Annotated in this window: 24 protein-coding genes; 21 read left to right on the top strand and 3 right to left on the bottom strand. The window is 50.8% G+C overall.

Going from position 1 to position 19,732, the window contains the following annotated elements; genetic code table 11:
• Window positions 1-3 precede the first annotated feature (3 nt).
• The 17 genes from O6D90_RS17040 (at window position 4) to O6D90_RS16960 (ending at window position 13,186) form a co-directional block, all read left to right on the top strand.
• The gene (locus tag O6D90_RS17040; protein WP_271143149.1) at window positions 4-486 is read left to right on the top strand and encodes a hypothetical protein; all 483 of its coding nucleotides are present in this window, start codon (window positions 4-6) and stop codon (window positions 484-486) included.
• Complete coding sequence (locus O6D90_RS17035) at window positions 483-911, top strand: hypothetical protein (RefSeq protein WP_185654549.1); 429 nt, start codon at window positions 483-485, stop codon at window positions 909-911. The genes O6D90_RS17040 and O6D90_RS17035 overlap by 4 nt, the downstream gene beginning before the upstream one ends.
• On the top strand, window positions 908-1,342 hold the full coding sequence (locus O6D90_RS17030; protein ID WP_003833603.1) for a hypothetical protein: 435 nt from the start codon (window positions 908-910) through the stop codon (window positions 1,340-1,342). The genes O6D90_RS17035 and O6D90_RS17030 overlap by 4 nt, the downstream gene beginning before the upstream one ends.
• On the top strand, window positions 1,326-2,267 hold the full coding sequence (locus O6D90_RS17025) for a hypothetical protein (protein WP_271143148.1): 942 nt from the start codon (window positions 1,326-1,328) through the stop codon (window positions 2,265-2,267). Before O6D90_RS17030 ends, O6D90_RS17025 begins: the two co-directional genes overlap by 17 nt.
• A 4-nt stretch (window positions 2,268-2,271) precedes the next feature.
• A complete protein-coding gene (locus O6D90_RS17020; RefSeq protein ID WP_271143147.1) occupies window positions 2,272-3,666 on the top strand; it encodes a hypothetical protein in 1,395 nt (464 codons plus the stop codon).
• A gap of 3 nt (window positions 3,667-3,669) precedes the next feature.
• Window positions 3,670-4,107 (top strand): hypothetical protein, encoded by a 438-nt coding sequence (locus O6D90_RS17015; RefSeq protein ID WP_271143146.1) that lies wholly within the window; start codon window positions 3,670-3,672, stop codon window positions 4,105-4,107.
• 2 nt (window positions 4,108-4,109) lie between these two features.
• Window positions 4,110-4,721, top strand: coding sequence for a hypothetical protein (locus O6D90_RS17010; protein ID WP_271143145.1), 612 nt, complete (start codon window positions 4,110-4,112; stop codon window positions 4,719-4,721).
• A gap of 123 nt (window positions 4,722-4,844) precedes the next feature.
• Window positions 4,845-6,665 carry a hypothetical protein gene (locus O6D90_RS17005; protein WP_271143144.1) on the top strand — a complete coding sequence of 607 codons (1,821 nt, stop codon included), beginning with the start codon at window positions 4,845-4,847 and terminating at the stop codon, window positions 6,663-6,665.
• Entirely contained in the window at window positions 6,665-7,381 is a 717-nt protein-coding gene (locus O6D90_RS17000; RefSeq protein ID WP_271143143.1) for a hypothetical protein, read from the top strand. Before O6D90_RS17005 ends, O6D90_RS17000 begins: the two co-directional genes overlap by 1 nt.
• Window positions 7,378-7,653: a phage baseplate plug family protein gene (locus tag O6D90_RS16995; RefSeq protein WP_271143142.1), complete on the top strand. Its 276-nt coding sequence runs from the start codon at window positions 7,378-7,380 to the stop codon at window positions 7,651-7,653. The genes O6D90_RS17000 and O6D90_RS16995 overlap by 4 nt, the downstream gene beginning before the upstream one ends.
• Entirely contained in the window at window positions 7,653-8,672 is a 1,020-nt protein-coding gene (locus tag O6D90_RS16990; RefSeq protein ID WP_271143141.1) for a hypothetical protein, read from the top strand. The genes O6D90_RS16995 and O6D90_RS16990 overlap by 1 nt, the downstream gene beginning before the upstream one ends.
• A complete protein-coding gene (locus tag O6D90_RS16985; RefSeq protein WP_271143140.1) occupies window positions 8,669-9,385 on the top strand; it encodes a hypothetical protein in 717 nt (238 codons plus the stop codon). Before O6D90_RS16990 ends, O6D90_RS16985 begins: the two co-directional genes overlap by 4 nt.
• Window positions 9,382-9,714: a hypothetical protein gene (locus tag O6D90_RS16980; RefSeq protein WP_023327279.1), complete on the top strand. Its 333-nt coding sequence runs from the start codon at window positions 9,382-9,384 to the stop codon at window positions 9,712-9,714. Before O6D90_RS16985 ends, O6D90_RS16980 begins: the two co-directional genes overlap by 4 nt.
• Complete coding sequence (locus O6D90_RS16975) at window positions 9,711-11,129, top strand: ubiquitin-activating E1 FCCH domain-containing protein (protein WP_271143139.1); 1,419 nt, start codon at window positions 9,711-9,713, stop codon at window positions 11,127-11,129. Before O6D90_RS16980 ends, O6D90_RS16975 begins: the two co-directional genes overlap by 4 nt.
• A gap of 1 nt (window position 11,130) precedes the next feature.
• Window positions 11,131-11,379, top strand: a complete 249-nt coding sequence (locus O6D90_RS16970; RefSeq protein ID WP_271143138.1) for a hypothetical protein — start codon at window positions 11,131-11,133, stop codon at window positions 11,377-11,379.
• A gap of 88 nt (window positions 11,380-11,467) precedes the next feature.
• A protein-coding gene (locus O6D90_RS16965; RefSeq protein WP_087776199.1) for an IS3 family transposase occupies window positions 11,468-12,675 on the top strand; the annotation gives its coding sequence in 2 pieces (ribosomal slippage) (window positions 11,468-11,789 and window positions 11,789-12,675; 1,209 coding nt in all).
• 58 nt (window positions 12,676-12,733) lie between these two features.
• Window positions 12,734-13,186 carry a hypothetical protein gene (locus O6D90_RS16960; RefSeq protein ID WP_271143137.1) on the top strand — a complete coding sequence of 151 codons (453 nt, stop codon included), beginning with the start codon at window positions 12,734-12,736 and terminating at the stop codon, window positions 13,184-13,186.
• A 6-nt stretch (window positions 13,187-13,192) separates the two neighbouring features.
• Here the strand turns inward: O6D90_RS16960 and O6D90_RS16955 are convergent, their stop codons facing one another.
• Window positions 13,193-13,480 (bottom strand): hypothetical protein, encoded by a 288-nt coding sequence (locus O6D90_RS16955; protein WP_271143136.1) that lies wholly within the window; start codon window positions 13,478-13,480, stop codon window positions 13,193-13,195.
• A gap of 85 nt (window positions 13,481-13,565) precedes the next feature.
• Here O6D90_RS16955 and O6D90_RS16950 point away from each other — a divergent pair, with 85 nt between their 5' ends.
• From O6D90_RS16950 to O6D90_RS16940, 3 genes are read left to right on the top strand one after another with little or no spacing between them, the layout of a single operon-like run.
• Window positions 13,566-14,336: a gp53-like domain-containing protein gene (locus O6D90_RS16950; RefSeq protein ID WP_271143135.1), complete on the top strand. Its 771-nt coding sequence runs from the start codon at window positions 13,566-13,568 to the stop codon at window positions 14,334-14,336.
• A gap of 1 nt (window position 14,337) precedes the next feature.
• Window positions 14,338-14,760, top strand: a complete 423-nt coding sequence (locus O6D90_RS16945; protein WP_271143134.1) for a tail assembly chaperone — start codon at window positions 14,338-14,340, stop codon at window positions 14,758-14,760.
• 9 nt (window positions 14,761-14,769) lie between these two features.
• Window positions 14,770-14,934 (top strand): hypothetical protein, encoded by a 165-nt coding sequence (locus O6D90_RS16940; RefSeq protein WP_271143133.1) that lies wholly within the window; start codon window positions 14,770-14,772, stop codon window positions 14,932-14,934.
• A 179-nt stretch (window positions 14,935-15,113) separates the two neighbouring features.
• Here the strand turns inward: O6D90_RS16940 and torS are convergent, their stop codons facing one another.
• Window positions 15,114-17,900, bottom strand: coding sequence for a TMAO reductase system sensor histidine kinase/response regulator TorS (gene torS, locus O6D90_RS16935; protein WP_071600296.1), 2,787 nt, complete (start codon window positions 17,898-17,900; stop codon window positions 15,114-15,116).
• A gap of 82 nt (window positions 17,901-17,982) precedes the next feature.
• Here torS and torT point away from each other — a divergent pair, with 82 nt between their 5' ends.
• On the top strand, window positions 17,983-19,014 hold the full coding sequence (torT, locus tag O6D90_RS16930) for a TMAO reductase system periplasmic protein TorT (RefSeq protein ID WP_271143132.1): 1,032 nt from the start codon (window positions 17,983-17,985) through the stop codon (window positions 19,012-19,014).
• Here the strand turns inward: torT and torR are convergent.
• Window positions 18,987-19,679, bottom strand: a complete 693-nt coding sequence (torR, locus tag O6D90_RS16925) for a two-component system response regulator TorR (protein WP_016152137.1) — start codon at window positions 19,677-19,679, stop codon at window positions 18,987-18,989. The genes torT and torR overlap by 28 nt on opposite strands.
• Between the last annotated feature and the right edge of the window lie 53 nt (window positions 19,680-19,732).

The raw sequence follows: 19,732 nt of genomic DNA, 5'->3' as shown, positions 1-19,732 counted from the left end.
CCAATGAAACTCTATATCGCTAACACCACCAAACAGCGCCAGATTTTTGCCTACCGCAAGCTTGAGACCGGCCGACTTGTTCAGTTCCCTATTAACCACGGCGAACAAATGATGGTTCTGGATGGTTCAACTGAAGAAGTTGATGCAGTTGTTCAGCATCACCAGGTTTACGGGCTGGTTGACTCAACGAGAATTGATCAGAGCCAGGCGTTTGTCGGCCTGTGCTACAGCCTGAACAAACCTGTTCCGTCGTCGGTTATCGAAAAGGCAATTCGTGATAACGATATTCACCTGACTCGTGGTGCACACGGTCGCCGCCAGGCATCTGTAGCAGCTCTTGATAGCTCTCTGCGTGAAAGTGGCACCGGATATTCCGGTGAGATGGAAGTCAGCGCTGAGCAGGCCAAAGGCCGCGAAGACAATGAAGACACCCAAACGGTTAACGAAACAATCGTAACTGAGAAATCCGGGAGTAAGAAAAAATGACAACGAGCCTGTCGGGATTTATCGAATTCGTTCGAACTGACATGGGCGTTACCGCCGCGCAGGTTCCCGACGACTCGCCATCTTTCACCCTTGCATATGGCGGCGCGGTTGAGTGGGTAAACCCTGATATCGCGTGTGTCACACCGAATCTGTACACCGTTGCCGTGTACAACCTGGGCGCGTCTTTCCTGGTCAACTACGGTACCGAATCGGTATTCTCCGAGTTCAGGAAAGAGTATGGCCTGAATAATTTCAAGGCTGGCGTGATTACCGGGGCCGGGGATAACTCAACCAGCGCGCAGCGTCTGGTGCCTGACTTCTTCAAAGATTTGTCTCTGGCCGATCTGCAGATGTTGCAGGACCCTTGGGGACGCCGCTATCTGATGATTGCCCAGCAGTTCGGTAGTTTGTGGGGGCTGTCATGATTACCTTTCATCTTGGTGTTATCGACCTTCCATACGAAGATGAGAACACCACGACAGGGGATGTTGCTGAATATCTGGAAGAAAAATACCAGATTATGCAGACCTTTTTTGACAGGTACGGGAACGACATCGCCGATCTGATGAGTAAAGACCTCGCCGCAAATCTTGAAAATATGCTGGCTGGCGCGCCGCCGTTAAGGGATCCGCTAGCGGAATCCATGTCACGCGTTCACGATCTGTTTGTGGCTTTTCTGGATAACGAAGAGATGAACGGCATGTCAGGTGTACCAACCCGACGCGCGCTGCTGGGTATATCAAAGCGTTTCAAAAATAAGAAGGGCGATCCGCGGGCATCCTTTATCGATACAGGAAACTATCAGGCGGCAATGCGGGCCTGGGTAAGCGGGGTATTAAATGCCTTCCCTGAGTGAGTTGCAGAAGACTGCAAAAACAGAGCTTAACGCCACGCTGACGCAGGGGCTTGACGACCTGAGCCGCTTTCAGGTGGTCACGTTCACGAAGTATATACGCAAGGTGCTACCCCTCGATGGTTTCGTCTTCTGGGTGAAGGCTTCTGTACTGTCGGAAGACCCAAGCAGCGAGCCGGATACGGTCGACGTTAAGGGCTATCTGCACCTGACGACCGAAACCATCCAGGACGATGAGCAACTTTACGACCGGAACGTCGTGACGTTTACCGCTCAGGCGGATATCGACCCGTTCAACGATATCGGATCTGACGTCCTGTATATCGGCGAGTTCTTTGGCCTCCAGTTTTCTTTCTCCCGGCGCACCGGACTGAACGAACCGGCCAATCTCTACCACTACACAGGGGAGGCAATATTCCCCTACATGCGATCGCAGATCATCAACTCTGCCAACGATATCGACCTGTCTGATGTGGTGGTTTCAAGCTCATTGCCGGTATGGCTGACGCTGAATCAGTACATGCCAATGTTCCCGGCCATGCTGTCGACGCAGAACCTGTCACCGCCGTATGCAACGGTGAAGTGCAGCAACACCGCGCCGATCGCCGGGAGCTTTTACCTCGATGAGCAGCAGAATCAGTATCAGCTGGTTTCTGAGGATGTGACGATCTCCATCACTGGCCTGCGCAATGCCGGGGTTGAGGATTTCCTGAGGTACGTACAGCAGTACACGCTCGGCGATGAAGCGGAAATGGGCGTGATGAATATCCCGGTAGTTCAGGACGAGCGCGTCACGCAGAACGAGCTGAATATCATCGCCATGAGAAAAACCATTAAGTTCAAAGTCAACTATTACCAGCAGCGCATGCGGAACGTCGCGCGCAAGCTGATCACGTCAGCGATTCCGTCCATTTACCCGGAGAAATAAATAAATGGCAATTGTTAACATTAACGTCTCGGTGACTAATCCACCGAAGCCCTCTCAACTGCTCAAATCCGGCGCGATGATCTCCATGGGCGGAACAACCCTGGCGGCAGGTGAGTATCAACTACTGACGACTAAAGATGATCTGAAGGATATCACCTCACCGGCCAAGACCATTTCAACGATTACCTGGGCAACTGGTGTTGTTACCGTGACCCTTTCAGCAGCTCATGGATGGAACATTGGCGACACTATCCCACTGGTTGTATCTGGCGTTACCCCATCAGCATATAACCGAGCCGTCACCGCCACCGTGACCACATCTACCGCCTTCACTTATCCGCTGGCAACAGACCCGGGAACGGCAACAGTCATGGGGTCAGTTAAATCCGTGGCAGCAAACGAAATTATCGAAATGAACACCACGTTCTGGTCCCAGGGAACGACCCGCGCGGTATATGTCCTGGAGTTGGGTGATGTGTCCGTTGCTGATGCTGTAGCCGCGCTGTCAGACTTCATCGATGAAGATATCTCTCTGGGAAACACCTACCAGAAATTCTTCTCGTACCTGGTGCCGCGCGAATGGGGCGGTGAGCCGACGTTCAAGACCCTGACGGGACTGTATACCAGCCCGGCGTCGCTGGTTTATTTTTTCGTTACCACTACGATCGCCACCTATCCGGATTGGGTCGCCACCAAAAACAAATCCGTGTTTGCGGGTGTCGAATCCCCAAACATCCCTGCGGGCGAGTTTTCCATGGCCGCGTGGTTCCAGTCCTCTCTGGCAAACGACCCTGGATCGTCAAACATGGTGCCGCCAATGGCGTACCGTTTTGGATACGGAGTAACCGAGTACCCGGTAGAAGGGAATGGGACGCTGCTTAAGCAGCTCCAGGACAACAGCATCAACTACGTCGGAACAGCTGCAGAAGGTGGGCTGAGCAACAAAATGCTGGTGGCTGGACACATGCTGGATGGTAATCCGTTTAACTACTGGTACTCAGTGGCATGGACTGCGATCAACCTTGAGCTTGATCTGGCTAACGAGGTTATCAATGGCTCTAACACCACTGTTAACCCGCTGTACTACGAGCAGAACGGCATCGACCGCCTGCAACGCCGGGCCCTTAAAACTCTGCGCAACGGCGTCAGTTACGGACTGATCCTCGGACGTGTGATTGGTACTGGCCTTACTCAGGAAGACTTCAACACTGAGTACGAGAAAGGAACGTATGCCGGTAATGCTGTCATCAACGCCGTTCCGTTCTCGAATTACACCAGCCTGAATCCGTCAGACTATGCCGCTGGCAAATACAATGGTCTGAGCGCCGTAATGACACCGCGCCGCGGCTTCGAATCCATCACGTTTAACGTGAACGTAACCAACTTTGTAGGGGCGTAAAAAATGACAAACCCATTAGTACCGCAGGGATTCCTCAATCGTGTACGCGGAGCGGTATCCGTAACTGACGTGCCTGCGCTGAACATCACCGCCTCTTATCTTGGCAAGGACGGGATCAGCATACGTCCTGATAGCGCAGCAACGGATATCATCCCGACGATGACCGGAACCGCTGGCAGTCAGGCTCCATATCAGCAGGTGACCGTCACCGTTCATCTGCTGCGTACCCAGGGACTTAGTGACAGCTACAAAAACCGTTTCGCCACCGATACGTCGATTGGGGAAGTGGTGATCACTCCTGACGCAAAAACGCTGAGTAATTTCACCGTACTTAACGCTTATCTCGTCAACTTCAACGAACTGCCGTTTACCGGTATGGATGCCGGGTACGTGGTGACCATCAGCGGTTACATACTGGCTAACGACAACATGTGGGTCTGATTGTGAAAATTGACAAAAAGCTCAACCTTGTAACAAACATCACGCGTGAAGACGGGTCAATCGTGTACCTGCATGTGACACCGTTCCCGTATGAGGTGGTTGAGGAGCATTGCCTGCTGCTGGGCAACCTCTTTACCAACTTCATCTCACAAGTCGGTGGTCTTGGCGCGGCGCGGGTTGCTGCGATGATGCTCCGTAAAAAGCTCAAGCGCGAGCAGGAGTTAAGGGACGAGGCTAACCATCCAGACCAGCAATCCCAGCAGGTTCAGCAGGGTCCAACCATCGTTGACGAGATCCAGCGCCTTACTTCAGTGGTCTGGAATGACGGCGGTATTTGGAAAACGACATCATTCGACGCCGCGATGAAGCAGGGGATTATCTCTCCTGATGAATATCGCGAAGTAGAGGGCGAAGTGGTTTTTTTTATGGTTACCTCTGCCATTCAGAAATCACATCTGATCGCGCCGACAGTGGGGACTGTGCTCGATATGTTCGGTGGGCAACTCAAATCATTAAGCGTTACGGCGTTCCGAGATTCATTGCAGACGTCGAATCCGCCTACCGATACCCAGATCCAGAATGCCCAGCCGGAAACGTCATATATACCCTCTTAGACTGGGCGTCGAATGAGGGATTCTGGCGGGTGATAAGGGAAATAACCGGCGAAGAATTCGCCAGCCCGGCGCAGTACCGCCAGCGTTACATCATTTCCGCGCTAAAAGACAGGGGTTCCTTCAATGGTGGCTAAGTCTATTGTCGATATTGACGTAAATGACGACAAGTTTGTCGCGTTTATGGAGAAGTTTAAAGAATATCAGGCCGCACTAGAGGAACTTCCTGAGGCATGGCGCGGGCTGGCTCATGGCGCCACTGATGCCACCAAAGAGACGGCGAAAGCGAAAACAGAGGGAGACCTACTGGCTAAAGCTTTTTCGGAGGGGGCAAGCGCGATTCTGTCGATAAACAGCGGACTTGAGCGGCTTACCGACAGCCTGGACCGGGCGAATAAAAGTCAGGATGACTTCAACAAGAAAACCCGCTCATCAAAGGGGTTTTTGAGTGACGCGAAGAAGGACGCAAAATCACTGGCTGGCCATATCAAGAATGCGACAGTAAGCCTGCTGTCATGGGGCGGTATTGTCGGCCTGTTCACTGGAGTGTTGGGGGTCGGTGGGCTATTCGGCATAAACCGACTGGCAGCCACAACCGGGTCTCAGCGATTCACATCCCTCGGGATCGGGACAAGCATTGGTGCGCTTGACTCTACAGCCATTAACTACCAGAAGGCACTCGGCAACCCTACTGGGACGCTTGGTGCCATTCGCGACAGCCAGATGGATCTGTCGAAGCGCTGGCAGTTTCAGGCTCTTGGGATCAACAACCCAGACCAGGACCCGGCTAAACTCCTGCCGCAGTTGATTCGGAATGCTCGAGATATCTTTGTCAAAAACGGTAGCACCCTACAGGGGGCAAACGCTTATGGCCTAACGAACTTCTTCAGTCTGGATGACCTGAATCGTTTTAAAAACATGAGCGATGAAGAAATCGATGCTATGGAACAGCGGGCGCAAAAGGATGCAAGGTTACTTCAAATCACCGATCAGCAGGCTCGACAGTGGCAGGATTTCAACGTACAGCTCGATTACAGTAGTCAGAGTATAAGAAATACATTTGTACGAGGTCTTGGACCTCTAGCCCCGCAACTGAGCAAGCTTTCTGACGCGCTGGCCGGTGCCATTGATACGGTGCTGCAGTCTCCAGAACTGGGTAAGTGGATTGACGGGCTGGCTGGAGGCATAGAACGCTTCGGAAATTACCTGGCGTCTCCCGAGTTCACCAAGGACGTTGACAGCTTCATGGCTGGAATTGAAAAGCTTGGGGCCCTCATTGGGAAGGTTTACGACTGGGTTGTGGGTAAAACTGACATCTCCGTATCGGATGTGACTTCCGGATCACCAATACTGAGCGACAAGAAAGTCACAGACCCTAAGACCGGGCAGAACTACACGCCTGGCTCTGAAGATGACCCACGGGTTTGGGGATGGTTGAAGGGGGTTAAGCGCTTCTTCTCCAGTGGCGATATTAAGCCTGTAGACCCAACCCCTGCTGATGTCTCTGCGAAAGGAAGGACGATCGCCGACCGTTTCAATAACCCGACCAACCTACGATGGGCAGAGGGGTACGGCACACACAACACTCAGAGCGGAAAATTTGCCGTTTTCCCTACGCTCGATGAGGGCGTACTGGCGTCGGCGAAGCAACTGCAAATTTATGGCACCCGCGGTATCAATACCGTCAGCGATATAGCGAAAAAATGGGCTCCGTCTAACGAGAACGATACGGCGGAGTACATTCGCCACGTCGTCAAAACGACCGGGCTTGGCGCTAACGATAAGTTGAATCTCAACGACCCTGCGATTCTGGCAAAACTCATTTCCGCTATGTCAGCGAAAGAGGGCGCTGGAAACCGGGTTAGCGAGGGCGCGGTTATCCAGATATTCAACAACACAGGCGGCAATGCCATCGTTTCATCATCACAGCTTGGAGTGACTGGATAATGGCATTTACTCGCGAACTCTATCGGCTCGGGTTTGAAATATCACCGGTTATCCTCTGCAATGGAGTAGCGGATGCTATCCCCGGCGGCATGCTGCCAATAGTGGCGCTCACCCAGAGCGCCAGCTTTGTGACCGGATTGATCGGCGGGGCAATCAACCTTACCGATCTGGACAAATATTTCTGTCACTGGCGGCCTGTTCAGGGCGCAACGATGGTTGACTACGACATAGCTCGTTATCCATTTGCTAACCAGACTGTTGCGGCCAACGCGCTTCTTGCCCAGCCTCTGAGGGTAAGTTTGATGATGGATGCACCAGTGAACGAGAATACTGGCGCAATGACTAAACTGGTAACACTAAGTTCTCTGCAGGCGGTGCTTCAGGCGCATGCCAACCTTGGCGGAACTTACATCGTGGCCACGCCATCAATCATCTACAACAACTGCATCCTGAAAACGGTTAAGGACAACTCATCCGGAAATGATCCGCTCCCTCAGCGGTCTTGGATCTGGGATTTTGAACAGCCACTTGTTACCGAAACTGCTGCTGACCAGGCCGTTAATAGTTTCCTCAGTAAAATTGACGGTGGAGACCAGAACAACAGCAGCGCATGGACAAACACCGTCAGCGCACTCGGTAACACATCGCTTGGCGGATCTGTTACTGAGGCGATTACGGGGGTAATTGGCAAGCTACAGGGGGTATTTGGCATATGAGCACCGTCAATTACCCGTTTACCGGGCTTGAGAGGAAAAGTATGACGTTCTCGCCAGTTCTCGACGGAACGGTCTACACCTGCCAGATGAAATGGAACATCGCAGCTCAGCGCTGGTATTTGCTGATAACTAACAGCGCCGGGAACCCGGTGCTGAACACCGCTGTTGTTGGCTCGACATCCTCTGGGGGAATAAACCTCCTGAATGGGGTGTTCACATCGACGACCATGATCTGGCGTGAAAAGAACGGGCAGATTGAGGTAACTGGCTGATGCGCTACTACGAAATTAACATTTTTGATGGCGACACCTTAATCCAGCAATATTCCAGCCTGAAGAATGGAGTCTATAACCCCGGCGCGCTGATGGTGGAATTCGACATCATGCGCTTTGGTGAATCAACGCCAGCAGGTGAAACCCACCTGACTGTATGGGGTATCGGCCCCAAAGACATGCAGCAGGCCAGGCAGAACCTTTATGGAAAGCGAATTCAGATCTTTGCTGGCATGTCAAAAGGTCTTCCGCTGGCGGGCTTATGGGATAAAAAGCTTGCCATTGAGGGCACCATTTTTCAGGTTTTCGGCAACTGGCAGGGCACAGAGTTACGTCTGGACTTCATCATTGTCGCGGGCCCTGTTAATACCACCACCCGAGGGCAAATGGTACCTATCCAGCTCACTATGCCATGGTCTATGGGGCAGAAACTTTCCGCTGCGCTGACACAATGTGTCATGACGATGGGTGGCTTTACACCGAACATAAGCATCAGCGACAGGCTGACTCTGAATTACGATCGCCCCATGTTTTGCGGATCCCTAGCTGAGCTGGCAAAAAACCTGAGGGCGTTTTCATTATCGCGCATCAAAGACCCGGGTTACACGGGGGTGGAAATCGCCGTGGTAAATGGAAATGAAATCCGGGTGTGGGATAACGACTACTCCAATCACCCAGATCAGAGCTCAAAAACCGGCGCATCGGAAAGAAGCAAAAATCCTATCCAGATAAATTTCAATGATCTCGTCGGTCAGCCAACATGGATCAGTTTTGGCGTTGTCAGCGTCATCTGCGTTATGCGCGCTGACCTGCAAACTGGTGACCACATCCTGATGCCGGAAAAGGCCAGGCCAATGATTCAGGCCTCCTCTTACTCGCAGTTTCGCGATGACTCGGCTTTCAACGGGGAATTCGTAGTTCAATCAGTGAGGTTGCTGGGTAACAGTAGGCAACCGACAGCTGAAGCGTGGATCACCGTAATTGAGGCATACCCGGCGGAGGCGATTAAGACAAAATGAGCGTTGACCAGAAGCTTAATTTCGGCCGGAACATGAACCGGTTCGCCGAGCAGAAGTTTAATGAGGCGTTCCAGGCCGCCGGTAAAATCCTTCCGGCCAGCATTGTTGAGCAGAATGGCAATATGGTCACGGTGGCTTTCGAGGTTCATGATACGCCATACGTTTTCCCTAATGTCACGATCCCACTCTTCGGCCCGCAGTACATTCGATATCCGATGCAGCCAGGTGATAAAGGAATTGTTATTCCCGCAGACACCTATCTTGGCGGCGTAAGCGGACAGGGCGGAGGTATCGCCGACCTCACCCCTCCCGCCAACCTTAGCGCGCTGGTATACCTGCCGATCAGCAATACCGAATGGGAGTCCGTAGACGGGAATGTTGTCACTATCTACGGGCCTGAGGGAGTAACCATCCGGGATCAGGGAAGCAATACGACGTTTCTTTTAACTCCTGACAGCGTAACAATAGCTGCCGTGGATCAGTTTAAGGTCACTGTCGGCAGCACTGTTCTTACCCTTACGCAGGGTATGTGGAGCATCACTGGACAGAGCGGCAAGTTGCAGGATTCAACCGCCATCACCAGCCCGGAGATTATGCATACCGGCTGGGCCGCACTGGTTGAATGGCTGAATTCTCATCAGCACTCAAACGGTAATGGCGGTTCAAACACTGGCAATCCAACAACCACTTTCAACGGGAATATCACGCAATGAGAACCTACGGGAGAGATGCAAATGGTAAGTGGGTGCTGGTGGTGCCGGATGAAAATGGCTTCAACGATTCCATCTATCTGACGACGCTAATCCAGAATCTGAAGTTGGCGCCGCAGGAGTCCCCATTTTTTGCAAACAACGGCATCCCGTCGCAGAGTTCAGTCATTCAGCAGGTGCTGCCCACCTATTATGTCGACAGACTTCAACGGCAATTTAGCCAGTATTTTTCATCCCTGCAGATCGCACTGGTGAGTGATGACCCTCCTGTATACAACATTTCGGCGATAACGAATGCCGGTTCAAAAATTATCACAACGGTGAACGTATGAGTGATTTGTCCGTTAGCTATGACGCAGCTGGCCCCGTTCCGAAAACATCCGAAGAGCTTCGTGCCGATCTTGTTTCAAGAGCAACTGAATTATCACCTGGCATCACGACAGACCTTCCTGGATCCTTGATTGAGGATATCGTAGGTACCGACGTTGGCGCGCTGCTTATTGCTGATCAAATCCGCGTCGACCTCATCAACTCAGTAGGTCCGCTGAAGGCGAATATGTACATGCTGAACCTGCTGGCTCAGCAGGCAGGTATCCCACCGCAAAAAACAGAAGGTTCGACAACTGTACCTATCGTCTTTGAAGGTCCGGTCGGGTTCGTAGTACCACAGGGATTTCTGGTAAGCGATGGCACGTATACCTACCAGATCGCAGATGCGACAGTGGTACTGTCTTCAGGGTTCAGCTCGATGGTAACAGCCATTGCAACGAATACGGGGTCGTGGGCTGTTCCTGTAGGATCTGTTAACCAGATCCTTACCAGTCTGCCGTCGGACATTAATCTGACCTGTACTAACCCAGTCGCCGGGACACCAGGTGGCGCACCTGAAACCAATTACGAGTTTCGCGAGCGTGTCTGGGAAGGTCAGATGTCAACCGTTCAGGGGTATCCTGGATTTATCCGTCAGAAGCTAACCGACCTGAGCAATGTTCAGGCGCGGATGGTTTCGGTGGTCCAGAGTGGTAATGCATGGATTGTGATGTGTGGCGGAGGCGATATCTATGAGATGGCAGGGGCCATTTATAAATCAGCAGGCGACATCAGCAGGCTCAAGGGCGCAGACCTGAATGTCACGGGCATTACCAATGCAAATCCTGGGGTTTTAACGACTGACATCACCCATGGGTTCAGCTCAGGTCAGGTGATTAACATTACTGGAGTAACCGGTATGATCGGCATCAATAACGTGCCACTTACCATTACCGTGCTAAGCCCTCATACCTTTTCCATTGGTATAAATACGACTTCATCCGGCACGTGGACGGGGGGAGGAATTGTCACCCCGAATCTGAGGAATAACGTTGTCACGATCAATGACTGGCCTGATAACTACGTCATACCATTTGTGATCCCACTACAGCAGCTTGTGACGATAAAGTTTGAATGGTCAACGGAAAGCGAGAACTACCTGACTGACGCTACTATTGCCTCTCTTGTGTCTCAGCCAGTAATTAACTACGTTAACGGGATATTCGCTGGAAAGCCAATGAATATCAATAACGTGAAGGATGTATTTCTACAATCAATTAATAGCACGCTGGATATGAGTCTGATATCTACTCTTAATGTTATTGTCACTGTTAATGGTGTCATAACTAGTGTGGATGCAGGCACTAATATTATTAGCGGTGATCCATACAGTTACTGGTTCATATCCTCTGATGGGGTTATCGTAGACGGGATATAAAATGCTGGAAGATATCATTAAATCCTACCTGTATACGCAATATAACGACGATGACGATATTCAGGCATTCGTTACTGCGTATAACTCTATGGCCCAGGAAATTTATTCATGGATGATTAACGCGAATCTCCCTATATTTGTTGGAGGATATAATGCAGGCAGCCAACTAAAATGGATAGCCAGAGGTATTTATGGTGTTAAACCTCCAGTTTTATTAAGTGGAAAACAGAGTGTTTATGGTTCATACTGATGTAGCCCCCTGAAACACCAGACAGTAGCTGTATCTCCAGATAAGAGATAGGCTTGAATATATGTCTAACACTAACACCAATTTTGAGATGACCGGGATCCTGTTAGGGCAAGAAGTCCGTAAACGTAAAACTCCTCAGGAGAAGATCGCCATTATCCAGCAGACGATGGAGCCGGGTATGAATGTCTCCCATGTCGCCCGCCTGCATGGTATCCAGCCCAGCCTGCTGTTTAAGTGGAAGAAGCAATATCAGGAAGGCAGCCTCACCGCCGTTGCGGCTGGAGAGGAAGTCGTTCCTGCTTCTGAGCTTACTGCTGCTCTGAAGCAGGTCCGGGAGCTTCAGCGCCTTCTGGGCAAGAAGACGATGGAAGTTGAGATCCTGAAAGAAGCCGTGGAGTACGGTCAGTCGCGAAAATGGATAGCGCACGCGCCCTTGTTGCCAAAGGACGGGGAATAGCCATGGTCAGCCGGACCATGGGCGTGTCGCGTGCGCAACTGTCACTGCGGATTAACCGTTCTGCCGACTGGCAGGACAGGCGCTGTAACCGGCGTAATGAAGAAGCAGACGCAGAAATACTGTCGGCTATCCTCAACATTATCAGCGATATGCCGAGTTATGGTTATCGACGCGTGTGGGGCATCCTGCGCAAGCAACGTCGCACAGAGGGACAGCCACCTGTGAATGCCAAACGGCTTTACAGGATAATGAGCGAGCATAACCTGTTGTTGTTGCATCACAAACCAGAGCGACCGAAGCGTGAACATAAGGGCAAGATAGCGGTGGCAGAAAGCGATATGCGCTGGTGTTCAGATGGCTTCGAGTTCGGCTGCGACAACGGCGAAAAACTGCGGGTAACGTTCGCGCTGGACTGCTGCGACCGTGAGGCCATAGACTGGGCAGCAAGCACGGGAGGCTATGACAGTTCGACCGTGCAGGATGTGATGCTGAGGTCGGTGGAAAAGCGCTTCGGCGACAGGCTGCCCGACACAGCGGTGCAGTGGCTGACGGACAACGGTTCAGCATATACCGCGCATGAAACGCGGAGGTTCGCCAAAGAGCTGAATCTGGAGCCATGTACAACAGCGGTGAGCAGCCCGCAGAGCAATGGCATGGCCGAACGGTTCGTGAAGACGATGAAGGAAGACTATATCGCGTTCATGCCGAAACCGGATGTGAGAACAGCCCTGCGAAACCTTGCAGCGGCGTTCACGCATTACAATGAAAATCACCCGCATAGTGCGCTGGGATATCACTCTCCGAGAGAATACCGGCGGCAGCGGGCATCGTTAACTTAAGATACAAAAGCTGTCCGGAAATGGCGGGTCAAGATCAGTTTATGGTTCATACAATGCTATGCTGTTTAACCAACTTCCATTTAATGGAAGAAAGATTGTAAATCAATCTGAACAGGTTGTTGTATCAGATGACCTATTCAAACGCATAATGACTTGGAACTTTTACAAGGGTGATGGATATTATTTCACCATACCATGGCTTAAACGACGAATCATTAGGTTCCTGACGGGGGTGGATGGTGTTGATGTCGTCAATGACCAGAGATGGAGTATTTCAGTTCTGTTCTCAGGATCTGGCGCTAGCATCACTATCATAAAAGGATACAGAAAGTTAACAGACTCCACCATTTTCAATAGTTTTTCATTCAATAGCAGGGCGTATAACCAGAAAAAAAACGTACTCATTAAAAGCAATGAATATGATTACGCACCTTTATTCAAGCAGGCCTTTGATAGCGGCCTGCTTCACATGCCTTTTTATCAACCGGTTACTATAACTATTGTCGGTTAATTAAATTTACCATTCATCAGTCATGCGTTTTTCTTTAATTGTTTTTTCATATATTTTATATCTTCTACTATCAGTAGCCATATCCATGTAATACTTAATGCACTGACAGATAACAAGAATCATAATGATTATAAAAAACAAAGCAATGCTGAATTTTACGTTTTCAAATGGAGGTATTCCATCTTGTAGCCACATATTAAAAATTAAAACTATAAGGAATGAAGAAAGTAAAATTGCTATTGCGCTAAATGATGATAACAGCGTTTTTGTAATAGCCACTGACAGATTATTCATAACCAACTCCGTTTAACATTGTTAACTAATAATACCACTATATATCACTATTAGGTGGTTTTGTTGCCCAAATCCCGGAGGATAAATGGCACTTACACTTTTAGCCGTCAACAATGCACAAACCGTGCTCGCATCTGGCATTAACTCAACTGCAACAACACTAACAGTTAATACCGGAACAGGAAATTTATTTCCCTCTCCAGTTCCTGGGACAAGCTTTTTTAAGTTAACACTTGTCGACTCAGCAACTGGATCGCTAACTGAGATTGTTCATGTCACCGCAAGAACAGGAGACATCATGACAATTGAAAGAGGTCAGGAAAGTACTATACCAAGAGCATGGTCAGCGAATGACATTGTGGCTAACATGATGACAGCAGGAACTCTGTCATACATTCTTGGTAACTTCCAGCCTCTTGATCCTACATTGACGGCACTAGCCGCATTAGTAGGAGTTGCGAATAAATTACCGTACTTTAATGGCAATGACACCGCAACTTTGACCGATCTAACACAGGTAGGTCGTGACATCATCGGTAAAAGCAGCATTGCTGATATATTAACATATTTAGGATTTACATCAGGTACTGGATGGTTGAGATTTCCAAGTGGTCATATTTTGCAATATGGTTTCGCTGGGGGATTTGAATCGTATACGATAGTTCTTCCGGTTCCATATACCAATACAAATTACATAGCCGTCGCAAACGGAACAGGTAATACATCCCCACCTGATACTGGAAGGGTTTTTGTTGAGACAGCTAACGTAGACAATGGTAGCTTCACCGCTATCTGTATAAATGCAGATGGTACTCGTAGTTCAAGAGGAATTTGCTGGATTACATTTGGTAAATAAAATGAATAAATTCAAATATAGCCCGTCTACAAATTACAGGTATCCAACCGCATTCTTAAGCTCATATGCTGAGAGCGGGACGTTACCTGCGGATGTTATAGATATAAGTGATGATATTTCTGATTTATATTTTGACTCCATACCTCCGGCAGGGAAGGTGCGCATAGCTGGTCCAGATGGACTTCCTGCTTGGGGAGATATTCCTGAACCACCAAATGATGCTCTACTTTCTCAAGAGCTATCAAGTCTTGGGAACGCATACAAAAAAGATATTGCAGATTTAAACACAGCGTATCTTGCTGCAATTGTAAGCGATGGACCATCAGAAGTAACTAAGCAGCAGGTTGTTAGGGATCAGATAACACAACGGAAATCTCAGTATGTTGCAGACATTGCAGCAGCAAAAGAAAAATACCCAATTTAAGGAACCGATATGACAGTAGAAAACGAAAAAGACACGGCTCAGAAAACTGAACAGGCTGCCATTCTTAAATTCTGTCCTATATGCGGTAGCACCATGCACCAGGAGGATTACTTGGGCGCTAAATGGTGGTTTTGCGATGATCCGGAATGTGGATTTTTAGAACCAGTGAAGTGATGAGACAAAAGCGGGACACACAAAGCTTTGCATCGGGTTGCAAGGCTTTGCATGTTTTTCGAAGATGGGACTTGTGAGCGCAGTATTGATGGGGTATGTTGTTGACTTAGAAGGTAGTTCTAGGAACTTCTAAGCCGTAGGTCGTAGGTTCGAATCCTACAGGGCGTACCATTTCAACGTCACTTCTGATGTTCAGCTTCTGCTAATCGCGACAAATTTTCTTTTGCCAACCACATTTCCACTTCTGTAAGACTTAGTTGTACTTCCTCTCTGAGTGAAAAATCAGCTAGCGGCTGCTGTTCAAGCGCTGCGCACATCCTGCTGGCGGAACGCATCCCCATGCTGGCGCAACTGCTTTTTAGCTGATGTGCCAGACGTTTTATCTTCTCGTACTCACATGCTGCACGTGCTGCGTCAATCTCATCTAATACAGGAAGGGTGTGTTGCTTAAAGAGCGCTAACCATTCGTGCACCTTTTGCCATCCCATTAGCTGGATATCCCCGGCTAATTGCTGGGTATCTAACCGTTGGTTGTCATTTTCTAATGCATCCGGGAGAGGGGCGTTACCGTGCAGATAATGGGTAATGAGCCGACTGAGTTCATCCTGGGGAACCGGTTTTTGAATAACGCCGAGAAACAGGGTGCTGGTTCTTTGGCTTAGCGTTTTGTCGATGACGTGTGCGCTAAAGCCTATTAGCTTTAACGTCGGAAACTCGCGGGTTAACTGTTGCGCCAGCGTGATGCCGTCGATATCCGGAAGATCAAAATCAACCAGCGCGGCATTATACTGGGCGTCTTGCTGCAGTATGGTGAGCGCCGCAGCCGCACTGTCGGCAGCGGTGACCTGGGCGCCATTGAGGGTGAGCATTTCTGTACTGATGCGCTGCGTGAGGGGGTTATCCTCGATTAGCAGTAAGCGTAAACCCTGTAACGATATGGCACGTGGAACGGATTTAGCTACCGGCATCGCGCCAGCCCGTAATGGCAGACGCAGACGAAAGCAGCTTCCGACTCCCGGAGTACTGGTGACGCTCAGTTCTCCCTGCATCGCCTGCGCAAGGCTGGCACTGATAGTGAGTCCAAGCCCGGTCCCCCCACGTTTACCGCTAACCTGAACAAACGGCTGAAAAATATCGCGCTGATAGACAAGATCAATCCCGCATCCCGTGTCCTCAACCTCAATATACCAGTCCTGATCTTTACATCGGCTACGCAGGGTGATGTGTCCGCGATCGGTAAAGCGCAGCGCGTTGTTTAATAGGTTAGTTATGATTTGCCGAATGCGGCGCGGATCGCCGCGTAGGGAGTCGGGGACATCGTCGGCAAAATCCGTAACCAGCACGACCGGGCGACCCACAACGCGACCGTGCATGAGCTGAAGCGTACTTTCCAGCAAGGGTCTGGGCTCAAAAGGTTCATCGCCGATCGCCACATTTTTTCCGCCCGCTTCGATAGCGGAATAGTCCAGGATATCGTTGAGGATGGTCAGCAGAGACTCGCCAGAGTCGGTGATTGCGCGCAGATTCTCCTGATGCTGCGCCAGAGCGGGATTGTCTGAGAGCAACTGCGCAGTGCCGAGGATCCCATACAGCGGGGTGCGTATTTCATGGCTCATGGCGGCAAGAAACGCCGATTTTGCCTGGTTGGCTTTTTCGGCTTCTGCCCGCGCCTGACGGTGTTCAGACACCATAGAACGCAGTTCGGCGGTGCGAGCTTTTACCTGAGCGGCCAGATGTTCGCGATGGCTATTAAGGGCGTGAACGCTACCGCGAAAGGCGTCCATTAACCGACCGATGGTATCCAGTTCGCGAACGCCCGCTGTTTCCGGAAATGGGGAGTCAATATCACCTTCAAGCAGACGCTGTAACGCCTGGGTTTGCTGCGCCAACGGGCGCGTGACCGAGCGGTAAACTACGCGCCAAAGAATGAGAATTAACAAGCACAATGACACCGCACCTAACAGCAGCAGCAGCGTTTGCCCGCGCTGGCTGGCCTGTTTGAGATGCGCCAGCCCGGTCTGATTGCGTTGGCCAATGATTTCTACCAACTGACTCACTTCGCTACTGAAACGGGTAAATTGCTCGATATTGTTCTGCGATAAGATCTGTAAGCGGGTGGTGATGTCATTATCCTGACGATACAGGGCCAGCAGATCGACATAACGGCTTATCGAATTTACAGCGCCGGCAACCTGGGTGCGTACCACCGGATCTTCAATGCGTATTTGTCGGCGGTGAAGCACTCTGACGGCGGCATTAAGCTGGGTTTCCAGCGCGGCAAGGTTATTCTGCGCCTGGTTATTCCCCAGATTCATCACCATTTGCTGCACGCGTAGCGCGCTCAGGCGCAGTTCATTCATCTGGTTATAATATTCCAGATCGATATCGATAAGCCTGTCGAGAGCGTGTTCTGCCGCCTGCCCCTGATGGCTCTCAATCAAATCATAAATGCTTGCCTGCGTAGCGCCCGCCGAGGTGGCGGCATTACTGGCCTGACCGCGCGCCATTTCGGCAACGTCGGCGGTAGCCTCAACAATATGTTGGCTGAGCTGTTGCTGCCGATCGCGCAGTTTCAGACGTTCGCCAACCAACTCCCCCTGATGGCTTAACGACTGGGCGATCTCTTTTTCCTGTTGTTCAATGGCCGACGTGTCAAAGCCCTGCTCGCGCAGAGTTTTCAGTAATGCGGTTATTTTCAGGCTTTGGGCGGTTAACATACGTCCCTGAGCCAGCCACATATTTTCATTATCTGCGGTGGTCAGATTCTGCGCGGAAAACAGTTCCCAGGCGCTGGCTTCGCTGAGCTGGCGCGCCATGTCCATGGTCGGGATCAGCGCCTGGGTATTGGCCTGCTCAACCTGGCTGACAAAACGCAGGTTATACCAGCCTACCAGCGTACTAATGAGGGTCAGTGCCGCCATCAGCCCGAAGCCTATCCACAGTCGTTTGGTCAGAGATAAATTCACTGTCGGGTCGCCACAGATTAAAAAGGTTGAGTCCAAAAGAGGAAAGCAACTAGGATAAAGCCTTATCAATGTTGAGGCTATCATGCGCGTATTGGTTTTCCTGCTTATCACACTTTTTCCCGGCTTAGGTCACGCGACCGGGTCCGCACTGCTACGTTGGCAGGATACCCAGCAGGCAGTGCCGGAGCCGCTAACGGACGTTACTGCGAACAAAGTCTGGAAACTGTGTGCGCTGTATCCCAGCCTGAAGGATTCCTACTGGCTTTCCGTGAATTACGGCATGCTGGAGGCGGCGAAAAAATACGGCGTAAGCCTGAAGGTGCTCGAGGCGGGAGGGTATCGCCAGTTCGACACGCAAAAATCACAAATCGCTCAATGCCAACAATGGGGCGCGGATGCCATTTTGTTGGGCAGCAGCACGACGACTTTTCCGGATTTGCAGGCACAGGTTGGCACGCTGCCGGTTATTGAGGTGGTGAATGCTATCCATGACGCAACGGTAAAAGCCCGGGTTGGGGTTCCGTGGTTCCAGATGGGTTATCAGCCTGGCCGCTATTTGGTTAAGTGGAGCGCGGGCAAACCGCTAAAGGTCTTATTATTGCCAGGACCTGATGACGCCGGGGACAGTCGTGAGATGGTGGCCGGATTCCGTCAGGCAATTGCCGGCAGTCAGGTGCGCATCGTGGATGTGGCGTTGGGCGATAATGATATTGAAATACAGCGTAACCTGTTGCAGGAGATGCTTGAGCGTCACCCGGATGTCGACGTGGTGGCCGGTACGGCAATTGCTGCTGAAGCGGCGATGGGGGAGAAGCGCAATCAGGGCGCGCCGTTAACTGTCGTCTCTTTTTATCTGTCGCATCAGGTGTATCGCGGGCTTAAACGCGAAAGAATCATTATGGCTGCCAGCGATCAAATGGTCTGGCAAGGTGAACTGGCGATTCAGCAGGCTATCAGAGTATTACAAGGACAACCGGTGCCGGAAAATATCAGTCCGCCGATCCTGGTGCTCACCCCGAAAAATGCCGACAGCCAGCATGTAAAGTGCTCGTTGTCACCCGGCGGATTCCGTCCTGTTTATCTGTATCAGTACACGTCGGCCGCTAAAAAATAGCCTTCCCCGTGCTGCGTTACCAGTAAATCAGCACGCAGCTTGTGGCGTAAACGGCGGATCAGTACGTCCACGGTGCGTAAGTCCGGATTGTCTACCCGTCGCGCCGAAAGCATGCGCAGTAAACGTTCGCGACTGAGAATTTCCCCCGGATTGGTGACAAACGCGACCAGCATTTCATACTCGGCGCGGGTGAGTTTGATTGCCTCGTCGCCCAGTTCCAGAGTATGACGGGAGACGTTCAGACAATACCCGGCAAACTGATAGCAGTTGTCTTTAGCCTCCGGTCGCGCCTCGCGGGCAAGGTCGATACGCCAGAGTAAATTTTTCACTCTCACCACCAGTTCACGTAGCTCCAGCGGCTTGGTGACATAATCATCAGCCCCCATTTCCAGGCCAACGATACGGTCAATTTGGTCACTACGACCCGTGACCAGTATGATCCCCACCGTTGAGCGTTCACGCAGGGCGCGGGTCAGCATTAAGCCATTTTCATCCGGGAGATTGATATCTAACAGAATAAGATCGACAGAGTGTTGTGACATGATTTCACGCAGGCCGGCTCCACTGGCTGTGACCGAGACGTGATAACCTTCCTGTTCAAAATAAGCCTGTAATCGTGCCTGGGTAACGGGTTCATCCTCAACAATGACAATGTGATGCGACATCCTGGTTGTTGTCTCTTTCTGTTCATATCTGTTCACATTGTGCCGTAAGCCAT

This window comes from Citrobacter sp. 21OH12SH02A-Citro (assembly GCF_027919895.1).
Lineage (GTDB): Bacteria > Pseudomonadota > Gammaproteobacteria > Enterobacterales > Enterobacteriaceae > Citrobacter > Citrobacter braakii.
This window is presented reverse-complemented; position numbering and strand designations above follow the sequence as displayed.